This is a genomic window from Candidatus Pelagibacter sp. PS_06 (genome assembly GCF_059418045.1).
Window position 1 is genome coordinate 840,479 of record NZ_CM182078.1, and the last position, 20,928, is coordinate 861,406.

20 protein-coding genes are annotated in these 20,928 nt (G+C 31.7%); 7 read left to right on the plus strand and 13 right to left on the minus strand.

The window, feature by feature from the left end:
- Positions 1 to 6: 6 nt before the first annotated feature.
- From AC5SLZ_RS04300 to AC5SLZ_RS04340, 9 genes are all read right to left on the minus strand, one after another.
- Entirely contained in the window at positions 7 to 768 is a 762-nt protein-coding gene (locus AC5SLZ_RS04300) for an SDR family oxidoreductase (protein ID WP_028036757.1), read from the minus strand.
- On the minus strand, positions 768 to 1,547 hold the full coding sequence (locus AC5SLZ_RS04305; RefSeq protein WP_494615077.1) for an ATP-binding cassette domain-containing protein: 780 nt from the start codon (positions 1,545 to 1,547) through the stop codon (positions 768 to 770). Before AC5SLZ_RS04305 ends, AC5SLZ_RS04300 begins: the two co-directional genes overlap by 1 nt.
- Positions 1,547 to 3,142: an ABC transporter permease gene (locus AC5SLZ_RS04310; RefSeq protein WP_494615079.1), complete on the minus strand. Its 1,596-nt coding sequence runs from the start codon at positions 3,140 to 3,142 to the stop codon at positions 1,547 to 1,549. Before AC5SLZ_RS04310 ends, AC5SLZ_RS04305 begins: the two co-directional genes overlap by 1 nt.
- A gap of 73 nt (positions 3,143 to 3,215) precedes the next feature.
- On the minus strand, positions 3,216 to 4,121 hold the full coding sequence (locus AC5SLZ_RS04315) for a sugar ABC transporter substrate-binding protein (RefSeq protein ID WP_028036754.1): 906 nt from the start codon (positions 4,119 to 4,121) through the stop codon (positions 3,216 to 3,218).
- A gap of 180 nt (positions 4,122 to 4,301) precedes the next feature.
- Complete coding sequence (locus tag AC5SLZ_RS04320; RefSeq protein WP_494615080.1) at positions 4,302 to 5,204, minus strand: ROK family protein; 903 nt, start codon at positions 5,202 to 5,204, stop codon at positions 4,302 to 4,304.
- 5 nt (positions 5,205 to 5,209) lie between these two features.
- A complete protein-coding gene (locus AC5SLZ_RS04325; protein ID WP_028036752.1) occupies positions 5,210 to 5,959 on the minus strand; it encodes an SDR family oxidoreductase in 750 nt (249 codons plus the stop codon).
- Between the two features lies 1 nt (position 5,960).
- Complete coding sequence (locus AC5SLZ_RS04330; protein WP_494615081.1) at positions 5,961 to 7,433, minus strand: tripartite tricarboxylate transporter permease; 1,473 nt, start codon at positions 7,431 to 7,433, stop codon at positions 5,961 to 5,963.
- Complete coding sequence (locus tag AC5SLZ_RS04335) at positions 7,434 to 7,940, minus strand: tripartite tricarboxylate transporter TctB family protein (protein WP_435087513.1); 507 nt, start codon at positions 7,938 to 7,940, stop codon at positions 7,434 to 7,436.
- A gap of 24 nt (positions 7,941 to 7,964) precedes the next feature.
- Positions 7,965 to 8,936 (minus strand): Bug family tripartite tricarboxylate transporter substrate binding protein, encoded by a 972-nt coding sequence (locus AC5SLZ_RS04340; RefSeq protein ID WP_023648252.1) that lies wholly within the window; start codon positions 8,934 to 8,936, stop codon positions 7,965 to 7,967.
- A gap of 69 nt (positions 8,937 to 9,005) precedes the next feature.
- On the opposite strand from AC5SLZ_RS04340, the gene AC5SLZ_RS04345 reads away from it, so the two are divergent.
- Complete coding sequence (locus AC5SLZ_RS04345; protein ID WP_494615083.1) at positions 9,006 to 10,001, plus strand: 4-hydroxythreonine-4-phosphate dehydrogenase PdxA; 996 nt, start codon at positions 9,006 to 9,008, stop codon at positions 9,999 to 10,001.
- Positions 10,001 to 11,176, plus strand: a complete 1,176-nt coding sequence (locus AC5SLZ_RS04350) for an L-rhamnonate dehydratase (protein ID WP_494615084.1) — start codon at positions 10,001 to 10,003, stop codon at positions 11,174 to 11,176. The genes AC5SLZ_RS04345 and AC5SLZ_RS04350 overlap by 1 nt, the downstream gene beginning before the upstream one ends.
- Before the next feature lie 7 nt (positions 11,177 to 11,183).
- Here the strand turns inward: AC5SLZ_RS04350 and AC5SLZ_RS04355 are convergent, their stop codons facing one another.
- Positions 11,184 to 12,341 carry a Gfo/Idh/MocA family protein gene (locus AC5SLZ_RS04355; RefSeq protein WP_494615085.1) on the minus strand — a complete coding sequence of 386 codons (1,158 nt, stop codon included), beginning with the start codon at positions 12,339 to 12,341 and terminating at the stop codon, positions 11,184 to 11,186.
- A 6-nt stretch (positions 12,342 to 12,347) separates the two neighbouring features.
- Positions 12,348 to 14,192 carry a 3D-(3,5/4)-trihydroxycyclohexane-1,2-dione acylhydrolase (decyclizing) gene (gene iolD / locus AC5SLZ_RS04360; RefSeq protein ID WP_494615086.1) on the minus strand — a complete coding sequence of 615 codons (1,845 nt, stop codon included), beginning with the start codon at positions 14,190 to 14,192 and terminating at the stop codon, positions 12,348 to 12,350.
- A gap of 92 nt (positions 14,193 to 14,284) precedes the next feature.
- Between iolD and AC5SLZ_RS04365 the strand changes: the two genes are divergently transcribed.
- The gene (locus tag AC5SLZ_RS04365; RefSeq protein WP_297681515.1) at positions 14,285 to 15,727 is read left to right on the plus strand and encodes an NAD-dependent succinate-semialdehyde dehydrogenase; all 1,443 of its coding nucleotides are present in this window, start codon (positions 14,285 to 14,287) and stop codon (positions 15,725 to 15,727) included.
- Between the two features lie 2 nt (positions 15,728 to 15,729).
- Positions 15,730 to 16,521, plus strand: a complete 792-nt coding sequence (locus AC5SLZ_RS04370) for an HpcH/HpaI aldolase family protein (RefSeq protein WP_494615088.1) — start codon at positions 15,730 to 15,732, stop codon at positions 16,519 to 16,521.
- A 12-nt stretch (positions 16,522 to 16,533) separates the two neighbouring features.
- Here the strand turns inward: AC5SLZ_RS04370 and AC5SLZ_RS04375 are convergent, their stop codons facing one another.
- On the minus strand, positions 16,534 to 16,947 hold the full coding sequence (locus AC5SLZ_RS04375; protein WP_271484054.1) for a MarR family transcriptional regulator: 414 nt from the start codon (positions 16,945 to 16,947) through the stop codon (positions 16,534 to 16,536).
- 36 nt (positions 16,948 to 16,983) lie between these two features.
- Positions 16,984 to 17,952 (minus strand): DUF1907 domain-containing protein, encoded by a 969-nt coding sequence (locus AC5SLZ_RS04380; protein WP_494615089.1) that lies wholly within the window; start codon positions 17,950 to 17,952, stop codon positions 16,984 to 16,986.
- A gap of 88 nt (positions 17,953 to 18,040) precedes the next feature.
- On the opposite strand from AC5SLZ_RS04380, the gene AC5SLZ_RS04385 reads away from it, so the two are divergent.
- Genes AC5SLZ_RS04385 through AC5SLZ_RS04395 form a run of 3 tightly spaced genes read left to right on the plus strand, consistent with a single transcriptional unit; the run spans position 18,041 to position 20,853 of the window.
- Positions 18,041 to 18,985, plus strand: coding sequence for a ketopantoate reductase family protein (locus AC5SLZ_RS04385; RefSeq protein ID WP_494615090.1), 945 nt, complete (start codon positions 18,041 to 18,043; stop codon positions 18,983 to 18,985).
- Positions 18,986 to 19,855 carry a 2OG-Fe(II) oxygenase gene (locus AC5SLZ_RS04390; protein ID WP_494615091.1) on the plus strand — a complete coding sequence of 290 codons (870 nt, stop codon included), beginning with the start codon at positions 18,986 to 18,988 and terminating at the stop codon, positions 19,853 to 19,855.
- Between the two features lie 14 nt (positions 19,856 to 19,869).
- Positions 19,870 to 20,853, plus strand: coding sequence for a phytanoyl-CoA dioxygenase family protein (locus tag AC5SLZ_RS04395; RefSeq protein ID WP_494615093.1), 984 nt, complete (start codon positions 19,870 to 19,872; stop codon positions 20,851 to 20,853).
- Positions 20,854 to 20,928 lie beyond the last annotated feature (75 nt).

Genomic DNA, 20,928 nt, shown 5'->3' on the forward strand with positions numbered 1-20,928 from the left:
AGTCTATTATAACCAGCCTTTATCAACTACGTAAGATTGATTGGTGCAACCCGAAGATTGTTCTGATGAAAAAAACAATACTGCTTGAGCAAGTTCATGTGGCATTAATTTTTCTTTTAAACACTGTCTTTTCATCAATTCTTTCTCAGACTCATCATTTAACCACAAATCTATTTGTCTTTGAGTCATTACCCATCCAGGTACAACTGAATTAACTCTGATGTTAAACTCACCTAAATCTCTAGCAAAAGATCTTGATAAACCAACAACTCCAGATTTTGCTGCTGTGTAAGCGGCCATGCCTCCCTGACCTACCATCCATGATGTTGATCCCATATTAATGATTGCCCCACCACCATTGTCTATCATTGATTTTTTAACAGATTGAACTGTGAAGAAAAAATGTCTTAAGTTTACATTTATTCTTTCATTCCAATATTCTTCAGTTACATCGTCAATTTTATGTCTAGTATCATTAGCAGCATTATTAATCAAAATATCTATCGGTCCCTTATTGCTAATAATATCAGCTATAGTCTTTTGAAGTTGTTTTATATTTAACAAATCACATTGAATAAAAGTTGGGATTGAATATTTTTTATCTTTTATCTCTTCAATTAATTTTTCAGATTCTGATACATTAATATCTATAAAGTAAACCTCTGAACCTTGTTCGCAAAAATGCTCAACAATTGAAGCACCAATTCCTGATCCTCCACCTGTGATAAATACTCTTTTACTTTCCAAATCATAATATTTTACTTTCATTATAACTCCAATTCTTTAGCAAGATCTCCAATTTTTGCACCACCTGCCATCAATCTTTTTACTTCTTCGTTACCAAGATCTGCAGACAATCCTGAACCAATTACTTCACCTAAACTTAAAAAAGTAAATCGATCAGCTATGAGACGTGCATGAATTTCATTGTGGGTAATTAGTATAATTGCAATATTTCCAAAATTTTGAACTTTTTTTATTGTTTTTAAAACTTCCATTTGCTGTTTTTGACCTAATGCTGATGTGGGTTCGTCTAATATTAATATTTTTGCACCAAAGTAAATTGCTCTTGCAATAGCCAATGTTTGTCTTTGTCCACCTGACATTGTTCCAACTGGTTGATTGGGGTTTGAAATGTTAATTCCAATTTTAGACATTTCTTCTGTTGTAATTCTATCCATCTCATCCATTTGCAGTAAACCAAATGCCCCAGGTCCTTTTTTAATTTCACGTCCAAGAAAAAAATTTCTTGTAACTGATGTTAGGGAATTGAGTGCTAAATCTTGATAAACTGTACCAATGCCTGCATCAGATGCTTGACGTGGTGTAGTAAAGTTAACTATTTCTCCATCTACTTTTATTTCTCCACTTGTCATTGGATGAACTCCAGATAACACTTTAATCAAAGTTGACTTTCCAGCACCGTTGTCACCTAAAAGAGCGTGAACTTCACCCGGATAAACATCTAATGAAACGCCATTTAAAGCAGTAAATGCTCCGAATTTTTTAACTAAATTTTTTATTTCAATTAATGGTTTTTTATCCATTAGATATTCCCCATAATTCGTTTCCTAATGTTCTCATTTGTAAAGGCAGCAGTAACAAGAACCGCTCCAAGGAACACTCTATAAAAAGATCCATCAATTCCAGGAATATAAAAGAAGGCTTCTTTTGCTATTCCAAAAATAATTGTACCTAGAATAATTCCACCTATTGTTCCAAAACCTCCTGTTAGAACAACACCACCAATAACCGCTGCAGCAATTGCTTCTAATTCTTTTAAATTTCCTTTAGCAGTATCAGCAGTATTAACTTCAAAAACCTGACATGCAGCAAACATAGTTGCACAAAACGCAGTATTGACAAATAATGCAATCTTAACTTTGTTCGTCGGTACACCATTAGCCTTTGCAGCATTAAGATTTCCACCAGTTGAATAAATCCAGTTACCTGCTTGAGTTTTGCTCAAAATGAAATAACAAATAAAAGCTATAAGTCCCCAAATCATTAAAGCAGAATACATTCCCTTAGCAAAGATGTTTCCAAAGTTATTTACATTCCAATCTACTGTATAATATAGCCAATTAAATACTGGCTCCATAATATCGCCTCCAAAGAAATTAGCGACTGGTCTTGCAGTAACTATGGTGTCAATATAAGCTCTTGCAATATCAATATTAGTAACTGCTTTTGCTGTAACCGCAGGAACGTCAACGCCAGCTTCAATTTTCTTTGTCAAAATTTCTACCATTGAATCATTGCCAGATTTCTTTGCCCCAGCTAAAGATTTTTCTAATGTTGAAATCATTTTTTCTGCATTTATGTCAGTTTTATAAGCTGCAACTTTTTCGTTCACATACGTTAGTCGTTCAGTTAATTTTGCAACAGTACTTGCTGGCGCGTTGCTAAGAATTTCTAATAATTGGTCATTTGGTAAAGCTTTAGCCGCATCTCTTTCCATTTCTCCGAGACCTGGTACATTTATAATGTTTTTGATATCTGGCAAATCAGTAACAGTTGTTGATCCAGCAGTTTGATCAGGAGCTCTATTAAATGCTCTATATGATACTTCTGTTAAACCTCTTAAGAAGAAAAGTCCACCAAGTGTAACAATGAAAGAAGATATTCCACTTTTAACAATTATCCATCCCTGGATCCATCCAAAGGATAAAGTCATACATAAAGTAATTAATATTGCCATTAATGGTGAGACATCTCTAATTTCAAATAATTGAAATCCCTCAAAATGAAAACCTCCTACAAAAGATACGTAAGGAATAACAACAGCAAAACCCCATTTTAATATCATTGCCATACAACCACCAGCAAAACCAATCATTGAACCAACTGAAAGATCAAATTCACCTGCAATAATTAACATCCCAGCAGCAAGTGCTACGATCCCTAATTGAGCAATTACCCTAAAATTATTTCTAATTCCTAAGGCGTTAAATCCTTCACCAGAAAAAGGGTTAAGAGAAAATTCTCCTTCTGGAATAGAAAAGTATCCCAACATACAAAAAAGTAAGATCATTACCCCCAAAGGTCCAACCTCTGGACGAGCCATTAATGCAGAATACCATTTTTTTTCACCTTGTCGGTCTGACTCTTGTCTTGGTTTGTTTGTTGTTGATGTATTCATTTTTAAAAAAGGTTTTTAAATTTTTATAAAAAAAAGGGCCGATTAAATAATCGACCCTTTAAATTTTAACTAACTATCTGTCAATTCCTGCAAGAGCAGCAACTGAAGAAGCGTTAGACTTATCTACGAAGCCAGGTCCTGATGGGATGTTAGCTCCTGGAAGAAGTCCAGCACTGTTGTTGTACAAGTGTAATACGATAACTGGCACATAACCTTGTAGTCTTTGTTGTTGATCAATAGTAAAAGCAACTCTTCCTGATCCGATTAAATCCATAACCGCAGGACTTAAGTCAAAGCAAGAATGGTGTACTGTCATACCAAGATCAGCTAAAGCTTTATCAACAGCTTCACATACGTGAGGTCCTACTGAAAGGACTGCATTGACATCTTTGTTAGCTTGTAAAGCAGCAGTAGCTCTAGTTTGAATAGTTGCAGGGTCAGATGTAGTATCAGTCATTTGCATAGGAACTGCAGAACCATAACCTTCACATCTGTCTACAAGAGCTGTGTTGTATGCTTCTTGAATCATACAAAGTGCTTTAGAAGCACCTTCAGCTTTTGCTCTTTCACCAGCTTTTTGTCCAGCAAGTAATTCAGGCTGACCAACGTGCATCAAAGCACCTAGGCTAGCAGAAGACTCTAAACCAGAGTTCATTGTAATTACTGGAACACCAGCTGCAACAGCAGCTTTAATAGCTGGGCCTAATGCATCTGGGTCTGGTAAAGAAATTACCATTCCATCTGGTTGAGTAGCTGCAGCAGCTTGAATTGAGCTTGCCATATCAGCCATATCAGCAGAAGGGTTGTAGATGTATTCAAAATCAGCACCGATTGCTCGAGCTGCATCTTCACCACCTTTTTGAACTACTGGCCAAAAAGGATCTTTTCCTTCACCATGAGTTATCATGACGTATCTTTCAGCGAAAGCAGTAGTTGCAAATAATGCAAGAGCTGCAATCGAAAGTATAAGTTTTTTCATTATTTCTCCCATTTTAAATTAATTTAAAAAATGAAATATAACTGCTTTAAGGAAAGATCATAACAAAAAATATAAATACAACTCTTAATTGATTTTTTTTAATCAATATTTTTTCCCTACTTTTCTTATCTTTTGTAAAATTAAAATTTTCTAAATTAAATTCTAATGAGAAATTTTTAATTAATATGTCGCGCTTCTTCCCAATCTTGCGGCACCACGAACACCACTAGCATCACCATATTTAGGTTTTAAAAAAACACCCTCGTATTCTCTTCCAATAACAAATTTTCTCACTAATGAATCTATTTCATGTAAAAAATCAATTTCATTTGAAACGCCTCCTCCAAAAACAAAAGCGTCAGGATCTAAAATATTTATTATACTTGATAGTGACATTGCTAAATTTACTTTAAAATCATCTATAAATCTTTCTGCATCTAAATCATGTTTTCTATTTAATTCAAAAATTTCATTTGTTTTTAAATTTTTTCCATAAAGTTTATTAAATCTTTTTGCTAAACCTAAGCCAGATAAAAAACTTTCAATCTCAGCTTCTCTTGGATTAGTCGAGTCAAAATTTTCTTTCTTTGCAGCAAAATAAGGAATTTGATTATGACCCCATTCTCCTGCAACACCATTAGGGCCACTTACTATTTTTTTATCAATCACTAAACCACCTCCAACTCCAGAACCTAAGATTATACCATAAACAATTTTGTAATGTTTGCCTGCTCCATCTATAGCCTCTGATAAAGCAAAACAATTTGCATCATTTTCACAAAACACTTCTTTGCCAAGTGCTTTACGTAGATCATTTTGAAAAGGTTTTTTTTCTAACCAACTTATGTTTGGAACATTTTTAACTAACCCTGTTTGAGGAGAGTGAACCCCGGGGTGACAAACACCAATTGGAAGTTCTCGTTTAAATTCTTGTTCTAATTGTCTTTGAATATCTCTTATTGAGGTAATAATTTGAGTATAATTTTTTGGGCATAGTATTCTAGATCTGTGTTTTTCTTGACCATCTTTTTCAAGTACAACACTTTCTATCTTTGTTGCACCAACATCTATACCTATTTGCATAATTATTAGTAAGTTGCTCTACCACCACTTAAATCAAATACTGCAGCAGTTGAAAACGAATTTTCTTCACTAGCTAACCAAGTAACTAAAGAAGCTAATTCTTCTACTTTTGCAAATTTATTTCTTGGTATTTTTGAAAGCATATAATTAATATGCTCTTCAGTCATTTGATCAAAAATTCTAGTTTTTGCAGCAGCTGGTGTAACACAATTAACTGCAATATTTTTTTGAGCCAATTCTTTACCTAGTGACTTTGTTAAACCAATAACTCCTGCTTTAGATGTGCTATATGCACTTGCATTAGGGTTTCCCTCTTTTCCAGCGATGGATGCAATATTAACAATACGACCATAGTTATTTTTTTCCATAAAAGGAACAACAGCTTTACAACAATAAAATACAGAATTTAAATTTAGGTTAATAACTTTATTCCATTCATCCAAAGGGTATTCAGCTACAGTAGTGTTCATTCCTGCAATACCTGCATTGTTAATAAAAATATCTATTTTTCTAAGCTTGCTCTCTGTTTCTAGTAAGCTTTTATTAATATTTTCAAAGTTACTTACATCAACAATCTGATAGCTTAAATTTTCTGAATTAACTTTATCTAATGCTTTTTTTATAGCATCTTCGTCAATATCCCAGATTACCACTTTTGCACCAGCTTCGATAAATCTCTCAGTTACTGCCAAACCAAAACCTTGTGCCCCACCTGTTACAACTGCAACTCTGTTATTTAAATCGTATTTAATCATATTATTTCTTTTTCTTTTTTGATCTTAATAATGGAAAAGCTAGGGCAATTAAAGATAAAATAAAGAATGTCAAAGCAATAGGTCTTGTTAGAAACATTAACCAATTTCCATCAAATATTACTAATGATTGTCTAAGAGTACCCTCAACCAATTCTCCTAATATTAACCCTATGATAACTGGAACAACTGAAAAACCATATCTTCTCATAAAAAATCCAAGCACTCCAAAGAATATCATTATCCAAACATCAATAATTGATTGACTTAATGAATAAGTTCCACAAACAGAAACAGCAAAAATCATTGGCCATAAAATCTTATTAGGTACCAATGTTATTCTTGCAAAAATCTTAGCACCAAAAAAACCAAATATAAAAAAGAGTACGTTAGCAATTAACATTGCTCCAAAAATTCCATATAAAAATTCTGGTTGTTCCCTAAATAAATCAGGACCCGGTCTTACCCCATGAATTATTAAACCTGTTAATATTACGGCAGTAGTTGCGCTACCAGGAATACCCAGAGCAAGAGTTGGCACCATAGCTCCACCTGTTGCAGCATTATTAGCAGCTTCAGCTCCTGCAATTCCTTCTATTGAACCTTTACCAAATTCTTCGGGTTTTTTTGAAAATCTTTTTGCTTCTGAATAACCAATTAAAGATGCAACTGTGCCACCTTCTGCAGGAAGCACTCCTATAAATGATCCAATACCTGATGATCTTAAAATAGTTTTCCATGTTTGTTTATAATCATTAAGTGAGGGTAATTTTACTGCTTTTAAAGCTACTCTTTTAAAAACTTGATCTAGTAAAGTTGATTGAGTTAACATTTCACTAATTGCAAATAAACCAACAACAACTGGTATAAAACCAATACCCTCAGATAATTCATTAATTCCATAGGTAAATCTATCTATTGAGGTCATAAAATCTTTTCCAATAGTTGAAATCAATATTCCAAAAGCTCCAGCAATTAAGTTTTTGATTGGACTTCCATCACCAATAGAAGCAAGCATAGTTAAACCAAAAATAGCTAAAGCAAAGTATTCTGGCTGCCCAAACTCATAAGCAAGTTTTGCCAATAAAGGTGCAAAAAAAACTAATATGATCACACTAAAAATTCCACCTACTGTGCTTGATACCGTTGCCATTCCAAGAGCTCTACCTGCCTCACCTTTTTGAGCCAATGGATAACCATCTAAACATGTTGCTGCTGCCGCAGGAGTTCCTGGTGTATTAATTAAGATAGCTGTAATTGCTCCGCCATAAGTACCAGCACAGTAAATAGAGGTTAATAATACAATTGCTGAAAGAGGATCAAGCGTCATAGTAAAAGGTAAAATTAATGCACCACCTGTTGTTGGCCCTAGTCCTGGTAAAACTCCTAAAATTAAACCAAATAAAGTTCCAAAAAATAAAACTGTCATTAGTTTTGAACTAAATAGAGGTGCCAACATTAATAATAAATTATCCATCTAATTATAATAAATGTTAGTTATTATTCCTGGTGGAAATCTTAACCCTAAAATTGTTTCAAAAAAAATAAATACTATTACTGGAAAAATTATACCTACTAATAGTAAATAAAATAATCTTTTTTCACCCCAATTATAAGATACAAAAATTGATAAAATAGAAATTGCTAGAAAAAAATCTAAAGTTTTTGAAATTACTACAAAAAATATAAAACTGAGTAATGTTAAAAAAAATGTTTTTGGTAATTTTTTTTCAATTTTCCAAGGTTTTTTTTTTGATAAATAATAAATTATTAATGTTAAACTTATTATTAAAACCAACAATGCCTTTGGGAAAGTTGCTGGTTGAATACCTCTGTTTAAAATTGGAGGAACAATATCAAATGTAAAAGTTGTAATTAGTAAAATAGTAGAAATAAATATTATTATAAATGAAACTTTAAATTCATCTTTAAAAAAAAAGGGCAAACTTTTGTTTGCCCTTTTTTGTTTTCGTACATTATTCATTAATTAAATGTACTTTCTTTTAAATTACTTAATATAACCTAAAGCTTTAAGTTGTGCAGTCATTTCAGTAAGCATTTCTTCCATTTGCTTACCCCATTCATCAGCACCAACTACACTAGTGTCATCAAGACCAATTTCAGTTAAGAAATTTTTGTAATAGTTGTGTCCCATAGCTTTCATCATTCCAGCTTCTAACTCTTTAACTCTTGCTGCTGGAGCTCCTTTTTTAGTTACGAAACCTCTAACTGTAGATAAAGAAACAGGTATTCCTAACTCTTTAGCTGTTGGAGAGTCTCCAATTTTAGCCATTCTATTATTTGCTAAAACAACAGAAACACATAGTGTTCCATCATTTATTTCTGTTAATGCTTCCCCTAAGTTTAAAACACCTACATCAATATCTCCTTTGATTAGGTTAGTTTTAATTGGAGCCACACCTTTATAAGCAACAATAGTTGGATCTTTTAATCCACCTTTTTTTGTAAATGCAATTGCACTAACGTCATCAATTCCACCAACGTGAGTTGTTCCATATTTAAGTGATTTTGATTTTTGAACACTAATAAATTTTTTAGCATCTTTGATGTCAGCTTTACAATTTACAACAAATAATTGAGGATCATCAGTTCCTCTTGCAAGTGGTTGCATATCGCTAATTTTAACTTTAGTTTTACCTAATGCCATTGATACAGCATGACCAGTAGTCCAAGTTAAAGTGTGTTGACCATCGGCAGGTAAGCTCATCATATAGTCCATAGATACAGCTCCACCACCACCTTTTTTATTAACTAGTTGCATGTCTTGTTTAAGAACTCTTCGAGCTCTTAAAAGCATCATTCTAGTAGTTACATCAGTACCACCACCAAAACCAGCGTGAGTAATTGCCTGTATAGCACCATCTGCTCTAGCAGAAGTAGTAAGCATTGGTAATGCTATAACAAAAAATTCAGTCACTAGAAATGCAGCAGCTAAGAAAAGTTTAAAACTTTTTTTCATTATTTCCCTCTTTAGTTAATTTATAATTAATTATATAAACATAATCTGATACAAACCGTAAAGTAAAAAATGCCTCAAAATAAAATTAATATTGCATTACTGCTAGGTGATCCTTCTGGTATTGGACCTGAGTTAGTGTCTAAATTATTGACAAAAAAAATTACGAATGAGGCAAATGTTGTTGTAATTGGAGAAAAAAATATATTTGAAAATGGTAATAAAATTTCTGGTTATTCACATAATTTAAAATTTGTTGAAAGTTTTGATGAAATTAATTTTCAAGATGGAAATCAATATTTTCTAGATATTTCTAAAGGTAAAAATCATAGTTATAAATTATCAGAATGTTCTAAAGAATCTGGGGAAAGTGTTTTGTCAGCTTTAAATTTAGCCTTAGAACTTGCTAAAGAAAATAAAATTCATGCAATAAATTTTGGACCATTCAATAAAACAAGTTTAAAACTTGGAGGAAATAAATATTCAGATGAATTACATTTAATGGCAGAAAAATTAGATGTAAAAAATTTTTTTTGTGAATTTAATGTTATTGATAATTTTTGGACAGCACGAGTTACATCGCATATTCCAATTAAAGAAGTTCCAGATCATGTTAAAAAAGAAAAAATTATAAAACCAATTAAATTAATTAATGAAGCGATGAAATTAAACGGTATTAAAAGTCCAAGAGTTGCTGTTCAAGCACTTAATCCTCATGCAGAATTTGGAACTGAAGAAAAAGATGAAATTATACCAGCTATAGAAGAAGCAAAAAAAATGGGTATTAATGCAGATGGACCTTTGCCTTGTGATACTTCTTTTATTACTGCTTATAAAAATAAAAATCATGATTGTATTGTTGGGATGTATCATGATGCTCTTCAATCTGGTTTAAAAGCTTTTGGTTTTGATAGAGGTGTTACCGTTCAAGGTGGATTACCAGTTCCTATAACAACCCCTGCACATGGTACAGCTTTTGATATTGCTGGTAAAAATGTGGCAAATTTAGAACCTACTTTGAATTCTTTCAAAATTGCTTTAACAATGGCTGAAAATAAAAATAAATAATGACAAAAATTAAAGAGATAAGAACTAAAGTTTATCAATGGAATGGTAAAACTGTACCTCCACAAAATAACTTTTGTACAAATGCCTCTGATCTTTTATTTGAAAAATCTGATGCTATGGGTTCATTTAGGTTTCATGAATGGTTAATTTGTGAAATTGAAACTGACGATGGAACTATTGGAATTGGTAATGCAGCTTTAGCACCACAAGTAGCAAAAAAAACAATTGATACATATTTAAAACCATTAGTAATTGGAGAAGATCCTTTTGATTACGCTTATATTTGGGAAAAAATGTATAGAAGAACTCATGCCTGGGGTCGAAGAGGAATTGGTATGGTTGCAATATCAGCAATTGATATCGCTCTCTGGGATATAATGGGTAAAATTACAAAAAAACCAGTATTCAAACTTTTGGGTGGAAGAACAAAAGAAAAAATTCCTGTTTACGCTTCAAAACTTTACAGCCAACCTATTAAGCAACTTCAAAAAGAAGCTGAAAGTTACGTTAAGCAAGGTTTTAAGATGTTTAAAATGAGATTTGGTTGGGGTCCTAAAGATGGACCTGAAGGAATGAAAAAAAATATTGAGCTTGCAGAAGCTGTAAGAGAAGTAATTGGTGAGGATACAGATTTAATGATGGAATGTTATATGGGTTGGAATTTAGATTATGCAAAAAGAATAATTCCAAAACTTATGAAATTTAATCCAAGATGGCTAGAAGAACCAGTTATTGCAGATGACATTCATGGATATGCTGAACTCAATAATATGAATATGATTCCAATCTCTGGTGGAGAACACGAATTCAACATGTTTGGTTTCAAACAATTATTAGATTTAAAAGCGGTAAGTTATATTCAGTATGATAATAATAGAGTTGGTGGTTTTACAGTTGCTCAAAAAATTAATGCAATTGCAGAGGCTCATCAAGTTCCTGTAATTCCTCACGCAGGTCAAATGCATAATTATCATTTAACAATGTCTAATTTTAATTGCCCTATATCTGAGTTTTTTCCTGTTCACGATGTTGAAATTGGAAATGAACTTTTCTATTATATTTTTGAAGGTGATCCTACTCCAGAAAATGGATTTATTGATTTAGATGATAATAAACCAGGTCTTGGTTTAACGATTACTGACAAATATAAGTCTGATTTCAATATTATTGAATAATACAAATCTACTTTAAAATTTTTTTAATTTCCTTCAATGAAAATGATTTAGGTTTTTGACAGCTTGTTTTTATTGATTGAGAAACACCAGAGGTACAAGCTTTCATGGTTGATTGAATTATATCTAATACATGTAAAGATAACTCTCCATTACATTTATTTATTTTTTTATTTTCAATTGAGTACGCCATCTCAGCTAATCCAGCTCCACGATAATTTGCATTTGTTGGTGACTCGTTAGCTCTAGAACTTTGCGATCTGATGTTAATTTTTCCTAATGGCATTTTATCAGTTTTGTATTCTCTCCATGTGTCACCTAAATTTTTACATACATAAACTGAACCACCAAACATATTTGGGTCTGGGACTATCATCGATCCTTTATCACCATATAATTCTATGTGGTTTCTTTGGTGAGCTATCACATCAAAAGATAAAGTTAGTCTAATAATCGTTCCATTCTTAAATGTAATTGTTGATAAATATGTTGTGGGACATTCAACTTTAAAGGTTTTGTTTTTTCTTGGACCTATTCCAATAGTTCTTCTCTTTACTCCATTCACAATACTGCCTGTAACTTTTTTTGCTGGCCCTAATAAATTAACTAAAGCTGTTAAATAATATGGACCCATATCGATTACTGGACCACCTTCTTTTTTAGCAAACCAAGGTTCAGGATTTGGGTGATAAGATTGAACTCCAGGAAAGGCAAAAATTGCATTACCCAAATTTATTTTTCCTATAATTTTTTTATCTACTAATTCTTTTGATTTTTGAATACCACCACCTAAAAAAGTATCGGGAGCGTTTCCAATATAAAGTTTTTTCTTTTTTGCTATATTTATGAGATCTTTTCCATCCTTAAAATTAATTGCTAGTGGTTTTTCAGAATAAACATGTTTGCCATTAACTAATGCATGTTTTGCAACTTTATAGTGAGCTTTTGGAATTGTTAAATTAAGTATGATTTCGACTTCTTTATCTTTCAAAAGTTCATTAACGGTTACCGCTTTTATCTTATATGTTTTTGCACATTTGATCGCATTGTTAAGATTTATATCTGCACATTTAACAATTTTAATATTGTTGAAATATTTTTCTGCTCTAAAATATGTTTCAGAAATATGGCCACAACCAATTAGGCCTACTTTAAAAATTTTATTCATAAAGAATTAAACGCCTTGTCTTTGTTTGTTTTTTCCTTCTTTATATAGTTTTAAAGCTTCTTTATTTTCTTTAGTAGTTGGAATTTCTAATGTGGGACTATCCCAAAACGAAGAACCTTCTAACCACTGATAAGCATGTGTCTTAATTGAAATGACATATGTAACATCAGATTTTTTTGCTCTTTTAAATGCTTCTCCAAGTTCGGATATAGAATTTACATGTTCTGATTTAGCTCCCATGCTTTCAGCATGTTTTGCAAAATCAACACTTACAAGGCCTGGTGTTTTTGAGCTTTTAAGTAAATTATTAAATTCTTTTCCACCTTTAAATAATTGAAGTCTATTAATCACTGCAAAACCACCGTTATCACAAACAATTATAATAAGCTTATTGTTAGTTATAACTGAAGAATAAATATCTGTATTATTTAAAAGATAAGACCCATCTCCAACAAAAGAAATAACTTCTTTGTCAGGGTTTGCCATTTTTATTCCCAAGGCTCCTGATATTTCATAACTCATACAACTAAATCCCCATTCAGTTTCATGAGTATTTAATTCTCGTGGTCTCCAAACCTGAATAACTTCACCAACCAAACCTCCTGCTGCAGTAACTGCAATATCTGATGGATCAGAATTCTTGTAAACGGCACCAACTACTTGAACATAACTTGGCACCTCTTGATTAGAAGGAGCGCTCTCTTTATCTACATGCTCATTCCACGCTTTTAACTCTGCTTGAGATTTTTTATTCCACTCATCACCAGCTTTCCAATCACCTAATGCTTGTGAAAGTTCATCTAATGAAACTTTTGCATCACCTACTACTGCTTGAGCCAAATGCTTATTAGCATCAAATCTTGAAACATTTATTGATACAAGTTTAAAGTTTTCGTTCTCAAAGTTAGCCCAAGATCCAGTAGTAAAGTCTCCTAGTTTAGTTCCAACTGCAATTGCAAGATCAGTTTGTTTAGCTAATGAATTCGTATTTTTTCCACCTAACCCACCTATTTGACCGGCATAATGTGAGTGGTCTCTTTTCATTGTAGAATATCCCATCACAGTTTGTGTAACCGGTATATTGTGTTTAACAGCAAAGTTACTTAATTCTTCCATAGCATCAGAGTAAAAAACTCCTCCACCAGATATGATTATTGGATTTTTTGAAGATTTAATTTTTTCTGCAGCCTCTTTTATTTGAAATTCATCAGGTCTTGGTCTTCTAATTGCATGAATTTTTTCTTTAAAAAATTCTTCTGGATAATCAAATGTTTGTCCTTGAATATCTTGACTTAATGCAATGCAAGCTGGTCCACAATCTGCAGGATCTAACATTGTTTGAACTGCTGCTGGAAATGATTGAATAATTTGCTCAGGTCTAGTGATACGATCAAAATATCTGGTTACAGGTTTAAAAGCATCATTAGCAGTTATTCCTGGATTATTAAAATGTTCTACTTGTTGAAGTACTGGATCAGGCATTCTATTTGCATACGTATCTCCTGGTAAAAATAAAATCGGCAACCTATTACTCATGGCAACACCAGCTGCAGTTACCATATTTGTTGCTCCTGGTCCAACTGATGATGTTGCTACAAAAATTTGCTGCCTTCTCTTTGCTCTTGCATAACCAATGCCTGTGAGAGCCATGTTCTGTTCATGGTGTCCTCTATAAGTTGGAAGCTCTTTTTGATTTTCCTCTAATGCTTGACCTAAACATGCTACATTACCATGACCAAAAATTCCAAACACACCCGGGAATAAAGGTTCTTTTTTACCATTAATTAATATTTTTTGAGCAATTAAATATTTTACAATTGCATGAGCGCAAGTGAGAGTAATTTTTTTCATAAATATGTTTATCTTTTAATATGTATAGTGTTTATATATAAATATATTTATAAATTAATAAACCTAATTAAGTAAACTTAAAAATAAAACTTATGTACGAAAAATTTGGACAATTCATTGATGGTAAATGGCAACAAGCTGAAAAAAAAGAAACTTATGATGTAATCAATCCTGCAACAGAAGAAGTGATTGGAAAAGCATCAAAAGCGTCCTCTATAGAAGTGCAAAAAGCATTAAAGTCTGCTGAGAAAGGTTTAGAGATTTGGAAAAACACAGCACCTTGGCAAAGATCTTATGTTCTTAGAAAAATTGCTGACTTAATGAGAGAAAAAAAAGAAGTACTAGCAAAATGGTTAACTCTTGAAGTTGGAAAACCTCTTGCTGAAGCTGTTGGAGAAGTCGGTGGTGGAGCTGATATTTTTGAATGGAATGCTGAAGAAACAAAAAGAATTTATGGTGAAACACAACAAAGTAGATTTCCAGATACTAGAGTTCATGTTTACTATCAACCAGTAGGTGTTGTTGCTGCTTTGGTTCCATGGAATTTTCCAATAGTATTAGCGTCAAGAAAAATTTCTACTGCTTTGGCTGCAGGTTGTTCTGTTATTTGTAAACCAGATACAATTACTCCTGGTGCCGTAATGGAATTAGTTAATATTTGTAAAGAAGCTGGTGTGCCAGATGGAGTTGTAAATCTTTTATCAGGTGATCCTGCTGAAATTTCTAATGAACTAATGGAATCTGATATAATCAAAAAAGTATCAATCACCGGTTCAACAAGAGTTGGTAAAATAATTTTAAAAAAGGCAGCTGATAAAGTTCAAAGAGTTACCATGGAACTAAGTGGACACTCTCCTTTTATTGTTTGTGAAGATGTGGATATGAACAAAGTTGCCGACATAGCAATAACTGGCAAATTCAGAAATAATGGACAAGTTTGTATCTCTCCAAACAGATTTTATATTCAAGAAAATAGAAAAGAAGAGTTTGTAAGTGCTTTTATGGAAAGAGCAAAAAAATTAAAAATAGGAAATGGTATGGATGAAGGGGTTGAGTTGGGCCCTTTAAGTACTGCAAAGAGATTAGAAGAAATAGAAAAGCTAGTTGAGACTACAAAAAAAGAAGGTGCAAAAGTTTTAATGGGTGGAAAAAGACCTTCTGGTTTTAATAAGGGTTATTATTATGAACCAACAGTATTTGATGACGTAAAAGATAATTTTACTATTATGAAAGAAGAACCTTTTGGTCCATTGGTACCAATTCTTACATTTAAAACTTTTGATGAAGTTATTGAAAGAGCAAATGATAATGACCTTGGTTTATGTAGTTATCTATACACAAATTCTATGGATAAAGCTCATATTGGATCAGAAAAATTAGAGTCTGGATGTGTTGCGGTTAATACTGGCGTGGTTGCAATTGCTGAAGCACCATTTGGTGGTATTAAACAAACTGGTTATGGACGTGAAGGTGGATCAGGAGCAATTAAAGATTACTTAAATGTGAAATACACTCACATGGGTTTAAAAATATAATAATGAGAAAAAACAAAGTAAAAGAAATGATGAAAGCAGGGAAACCTGTAATCAATGGTTGGTTGCAGATTCCTAGCACTGTTTCAGCTGAAGTAATGGCTCATCAAGGATGGGACTCACTTACAATTGATATGCAACATGGTTTAGTTGATTACACTAATGCTCTCCCAATGTTACAAACTATATCAACAACTGATGTTACTCCACTTGCAAGAGTTAATTGGAATGAACCTGGTCAAATAATGAAAATACTTGATGCAGGTTGCTATGGAATTATTTGTCCAATGGTAAGTAATAAAGAAGAGGCGGAAAGATTTGTTCAAGCATGCATGTACCCTCCTCATGGTTATAGAAGTTTTGGACCAGTTAGAGGTTTAATTTATGGTGGTTCAGATTATGCAAAACATGCAAATGACGAAATGCTTAAATTAGCAATGATAGAGACAAAAGAGTCTTTAGGTAAGCTTGATGAAATAATGTCAACACCCGGCGTTGATGGTATTTATATTGGTCCAGCAGACTTAAGTTTAGCTATTGGTGAAGAACCAGGTTTTGATAGACCAGAAAGCACAAAAGCTTATTCAGAAATTTTAAGAATTTTAGAACATGCTAAAAAAAATAATATTTTTGCAGGAATACATAATGGTACGCCTGAGTATGCTCAAAAAATGATTGATAAAGGTTTTAACTTCGTAACAATTGGTGCGGATCAAAGAGCATTAAGTTCAGGCGCAAAAGCTGTGGTTGATAAAATGAAAGGTTCTTCTAAAAAAGAAGAATCTAAAGCTTATTAATTAAAATACATATTATATCCCTTTATACATAATATCTCTTCTATCGATAAACCCTTCAAAAGTTTTTATTGTAATTACAGATGGCAAGATAAAGATAGATCTTTTGTCTTTTTCATTTCTTATAATTCTAAAAAATCCTTTTTTAATAGCAGTATCGATATAAACATTTGAGGTTAAGTAAGATTTTTCAATAACTTTTAATAATTCATTTTTAGTAATTGATTTATTTTTATAATAAGCAAGCATTACCATGTGCAACATTATCCAATGTTGAGGTGTTAATGAAAACCAATTAAGCAATTCATTTTCCAGTCTTCCCTCAAAGTCACCTAGTGACACTTCAGCTAATTTAATTCTTTTTTGAGTAATTTTTGGGATTTTTTTTTGTTCCTCAAAATGCTTGGGATACTTAAATTGTCTCTTCATCTGGCAAATGTTATCTTAAAGAAAGTTAAATTAATATTATTTTTTATTGTTTAATTCTTTATATATATTGTTAACTCTGTGCACTTCTTCTGCAGTATTAAAATACCCTTCATACTCTATTTCTTCTGGAGTTACATCAAAGTGATAGTGGCCAGCAATATTTTCTTTTGTATAAGAATGAAAATGAGTGTGTTCGCCAGACTCTCTTAAATTAAGATTTCCTCCTGTTGGGTCGCCAGTCCAAAGCACACAATAACCTTGTAACTCAGGTCCAACTGGTTCATAAAATTGTAAAAAATCTTTTACACATTTCATTTGTTTAGGATCATAATATTCATGTTTAATATCTTTATAATCAGGCTGAACATGCGATCTGATCTTTCCATTTAAAATTCTAAAAACACCTGCCAATGCAATATGATCATTATCTTTAATTTTCAAATGATCAGATAAAGCTTTTCTCATTGCTTGCGTTAAAGATCCCTGCTCTCCAGATCTTCCTTTTATTTTTATTTTAATAACTTTTCCTCTATTTCCATCAGTATAAAAAACATTACCTAAGCCACCATGTTTTCTGGCTGTATATTTTTCAGCAATACATTCTTTATTTTTTCCAACACGAGCTATTATTGATTTTGACTCATCAGTGATTAGATTTTCGTTAATTACTAACTCTCCACAATGTCCATCTAAACATGACATAGCACCTGAACCAGCACCTAAAGCATAAGATTTTTCTGAACCAATCATTTTAGAAATTTCTTCATAATCAAATTCAGCACCTATAAATTTAGGATCATGCATGTAAGGCTCACCACCAACATCTATAATTTTTTGATTTCCACTAATTCCTTCAGATGGACAATCCCAATCTCTTAGATTTGGGCAATCAACTATTGAGACTTCGACTACTTTATAATTACTTGATAATCCACTTTGTAAGGCATCAGATATTTTATCAAATGAATACTCTGTAAATTTTGATTTTTCTATTTTTAATTGCATTGATTATTAAAGCTATAATTTATTTTGCATGATGTCTATAGATAATATATATAATATCTATACATAAATTAATTATAAAAAAGCTTTAATGATAAATAAAGATTTAAAAGTTGCAGTTTTAGGTGCTGGTGCAATGGGCTGTTTGTTTGGGGGTTTGTTAGCTGAAAAAGGACTTAACGTTATCCTGATTGATGTTTGGAAAGAACATGTAGAAGCTATAAATAAAAATGGTCTTAAGATGGATGGTCATGGTGGTGACAGATTTATTAAAGTTAAAGCAACAACTGATCCATCGACAGTTGGTATTGTAGATGCCGTGATAGTAATGTGTAAGGCAACTGTCTTAGAGCCAGCTCTAAATAGTATTAAAAATATTATTGGTGAAAAAACTGTTTTTATGTCATTTCAAAATGGCTTTGGTCATGAAGCAATTATGCAAAAAATTGTAGGAGTTGAAAAAGTTCTAGGAGGAACGACCACTCAAGCTTCAAATATATTAGGGCCTGGTCATATAATGAACCATGCTGCTCTACCTTCTTGGATTGGAGAATATGAAGGTGGAATGAGTGAAAGAGTAAAAGATATTGCTGACACTTTTACTGATTATAATCTCGAAACAATTGCTGCTGATGATGTAAAAAAAAGAAAATGGATGAAACTGTTTGCATTAACAGCGATTGGACCCCTATCAGCAATTTTTGATCTACATCATACTGATCTATACATAAATAATAGTGCAAATGACGTATCTAGATCACTAGGTAAAGAAATAATTTTGGAAACAAGACAAGTAGCCTTGGCTGATGGCGTACAGGTTTCTGAGGATGAGTGCCTTTTTATGTTTAATAAAATCGTAGACTCAAACCAAACAAATAAATCCTCTATGGCTTTTGATGTTCAATACAAAAGAAAAACCGAAATTGATTTCATAAGCGGTGTTGTTTCAAGTCTTGGAAAAAAACATGGGATAAAAACCCCTTTAAATGATCTTATGTATAAGATGATCAAAGTTAAGGAGGGAATGTATAGCTAAATGCTACGAATTGAAAAATTAAAAAAGGTAAAAGGAAATTTTCCAGTTCTAGTAGGTAGCAACATTATTCCAAAAAGTATTTGCAAAATATTAATCAAAGAAATTAGTTACTCTAAATCTTTTGATGATATGATAATGGGTGGAAGAAGTCGTATTAATAAAGGCTCAAAAAATTTTAATAATTATATTAAACAGTCAAAAATTTCTAAAAAACTTTTTAAGCTTTTTAATAGCAAATCTTTCTACAAGAAAATTGAAAATATATTCAAAAAAAGATTTAAAAATGGATCATGGGAAAACTCAAATCTACCAAAAATTTTTAATCCAAAAAAATTTACTATTAAAAAAAAATTAAACTCAAATGAACTTCAAAAATTACTTGGCAATAATTATTCTAATCCAAAAGTGAATTTAGATATTGATTTTTCTGTTTCAAAAGGTGGTTATAGATTGAGACCGCATCGAGACGATATTACAAGATTATATAATTTTTTAATTTATTTAACCGACATACCTAAAAAAAATGGAGGGTCACTTACCATTTATAGAAAAAAAACTAAAAAAAATATTAGAAAAAGTTTTAGAAGATTTCCAAAAATTAGTGAATTAGAAGTTGTCAAAGAATTTACTCCTAAACAGGGAACAGTAGTATTTTTCCAATCCACTCCCAATTCGTATCATGGTGTTAAAAGATTTATTGAAAAAAATTGCCCTAAACGTTTTTTTATTTATGGAAGTTATGCTTTAAATAAACCGGTAATATGGAAATTTAATGATATTCCCTATTATCCTCATATAATTAAAACTAAAAAAAAAATGTTAACTTCTTTTCATGATGCAAATTATCTTACAGTACCAGTTGCAAATTAGTAAAAAATTTAAAAATGATATCATTAAATAAAAAAAAATTTGAAGAACAAGGATATGCGATAGTAAAAAATATTTTAAATTTTGATAATGATCTAAAACCTATTTTAAATGATATGGAATATGTAATGGATCGATTGATTCACAAATTCTCTCCAAAATCTAAAATTTCAAAAGCACTAAAATTAAAATTTGAAAAAAAATATCAGTTTGTATCTTCTCTTAATATTTTTGATTTAGATCAATATTTTAATACTCGACTTCCAAGAGATCATGTTAAAAAGGATAGCGATTATTTTGCTACACATTCTTTATGGAATTTAATTAAACACAAAAAAATACTTAATGTGGTTGAAAAAATACTTGGCTCAGAAATTCTCTCTAACCCAGTTCAAAATACAAGAATAAAACAACCAGAAAAAACACTACCTAAAAAATCAATTTTTGATGGTTTAAGTGGTAGAACTCCTTGGCACCAAGATGCAGCAGTATTATCTACTAAAGGTCAAAAAAATACTGAGCTTTTAACTGTGTGGATTCCATTTACAAAAACAACTAAGAAAAATGGATGTATGATTACTATTCCTGGAATTAACAAGTTAGGATTGCTGAATCATCACTCAGGTTACAAAGGTCAAGTTGAAATCAAAAATTCAGACTTACTAAATTCAAAAAAAATTTTTTACCTGGAAGCTGATGTTGGAGATATAGTTTTGCTTCACCGATACTCTCCACACTGCTCTATTCCAAATAAATCAAACTCTTTTAGAATTAGTGCTGATCTAAGATATAATAAAGCTGGTCAAACTTCAGGTCGCGAACCTTTGCCTAGTTTTTATGTTAAAAGTAAAAATAAAAAAAATATTACTATTTTAAACTTTAAACAATGGCTTGCTCTTTGGGAAAAAGCTAAAGAAAAATGTATACCCCGTAAATATGCCTTTAAATATCCTTTGCCAACATATAAAAATAGCAAAAGAGATCTTTCAAAACTAATATAAAAAATAAACTTATGAATTCAGTAACTACCCGTGTCTATTCGGTAGACTTTCTTTTAGCAATTCTTGGCTACTCTT

What these genes read in the sequence shown, in the direction of transcription:
- AC5SLZ_RS04300 (WP_028036757.1), bottom strand. Translation starts at nt 768, where the DNA reads ATGAAAGTAAAATATTATGATTTGGAAAGTAAAAGAGTATTTATCACA.
- AC5SLZ_RS04305 (WP_494615077.1), bottom strand. Translation starts at nt 1,547, where the DNA reads ATGGATAAAAAACCATTAATTGAAATAAAAAATTTAGTTAAAAAATTC.
- AC5SLZ_RS04310 (WP_494615079.1), bottom strand. Translation starts at nt 3,142, where the DNA reads ATGAATACATCAACAACAAACAAACCAAGACAAGAGTCAGACCGACAA.
- AC5SLZ_RS04315 (WP_028036754.1), bottom strand. Translation starts at nt 4,121, where the DNA reads ATGAAAAAACTTATACTTTCGATTGCAGCTCTTGCATTATTTGCAACT.
- AC5SLZ_RS04320 (WP_494615080.1), bottom strand. Translation starts at nt 5,204, where the DNA reads ATGCAAATAGGTATAGATGTTGGTGCAACAAAGATAGAAAGTGTTGTA.
- AC5SLZ_RS04325 (WP_028036752.1), bottom strand. Translation starts at nt 5,959, where the DNA reads ATGATTAAATACGATTTAAATAACAGAGTTGCAGTTGTAACAGGTGGG.
- AC5SLZ_RS04330 (WP_494615081.1), bottom strand. Translation starts at nt 7,433, where the DNA reads ATGGATAATTTATTATTAATGTTGGCACCTCTATTTAGTTCAAAACTA.
- AC5SLZ_RS04335 (WP_435087513.1), bottom strand. Translation starts at nt 7,940, where the DNA reads ATGAATAATGTACGAAAACAAAAAAGGGCAAACAAAAGTTTGCCCTTT.
- AC5SLZ_RS04340 (WP_023648252.1), bottom strand. Translation starts at nt 8,936, where the DNA reads ATGAAAAAAAGTTTTAAACTTTTCTTAGCTGCTGCATTTCTAGTGACT.
- AC5SLZ_RS04345 (WP_494615083.1), top strand. Translation starts at nt 9,006, where the DNA reads ATGCCTCAAAATAAAATTAATATTGCATTACTGCTAGGTGATCCTTCT.
- AC5SLZ_RS04350 (WP_494615084.1), top strand. Translation starts at nt 10,001, where the DNA reads ATGACAAAAATTAAAGAGATAAGAACTAAAGTTTATCAATGGAATGGT.
- AC5SLZ_RS04355 (WP_494615085.1), bottom strand. Translation starts at nt 12,341, where the DNA reads ATGAATAAAATTTTTAAAGTAGGCCTAATTGGTTGTGGCCATATTTCT.
- iolD (WP_494615086.1), bottom strand. Translation starts at nt 14,192, where the DNA reads ATGAAAAAAATTACTCTCACTTGCGCTCATGCAATTGTAAAATATTTA.
- AC5SLZ_RS04365 (WP_297681515.1), top strand. Translation starts at nt 14,285, where the DNA reads ATGTACGAAAAATTTGGACAATTCATTGATGGTAAATGGCAACAAGCT.
- AC5SLZ_RS04370 (WP_494615088.1), top strand. Translation starts at nt 15,730, where the DNA reads ATGAGAAAAAACAAAGTAAAAGAAATGATGAAAGCAGGGAAACCTGTA.
- AC5SLZ_RS04375 (WP_271484054.1), bottom strand. Translation starts at nt 16,947, where the DNA reads ATGAAGAGACAATTTAAGTATCCCAAGCATTTTGAGGAACAAAAAAAA.
- AC5SLZ_RS04380 (WP_494615089.1), bottom strand. Translation starts at nt 17,952, where the DNA reads ATGCAATTAAAAATAGAAAAATCAAAATTTACAGAGTATTCATTTGAT.
- AC5SLZ_RS04385 (WP_494615090.1), top strand. Translation starts at nt 18,041, where the DNA reads ATGATAAATAAAGATTTAAAAGTTGCAGTTTTAGGTGCTGGTGCAATG.
- AC5SLZ_RS04390 (WP_494615091.1), top strand. Translation starts at nt 18,986, where the DNA reads ATGCTACGAATTGAAAAATTAAAAAAGGTAAAAGGAAATTTTCCAGTT.
- AC5SLZ_RS04395 (WP_494615093.1), top strand. Translation starts at nt 19,870, where the DNA reads ATGATATCATTAAATAAAAAAAAATTTGAAGAACAAGGATATGCGATA.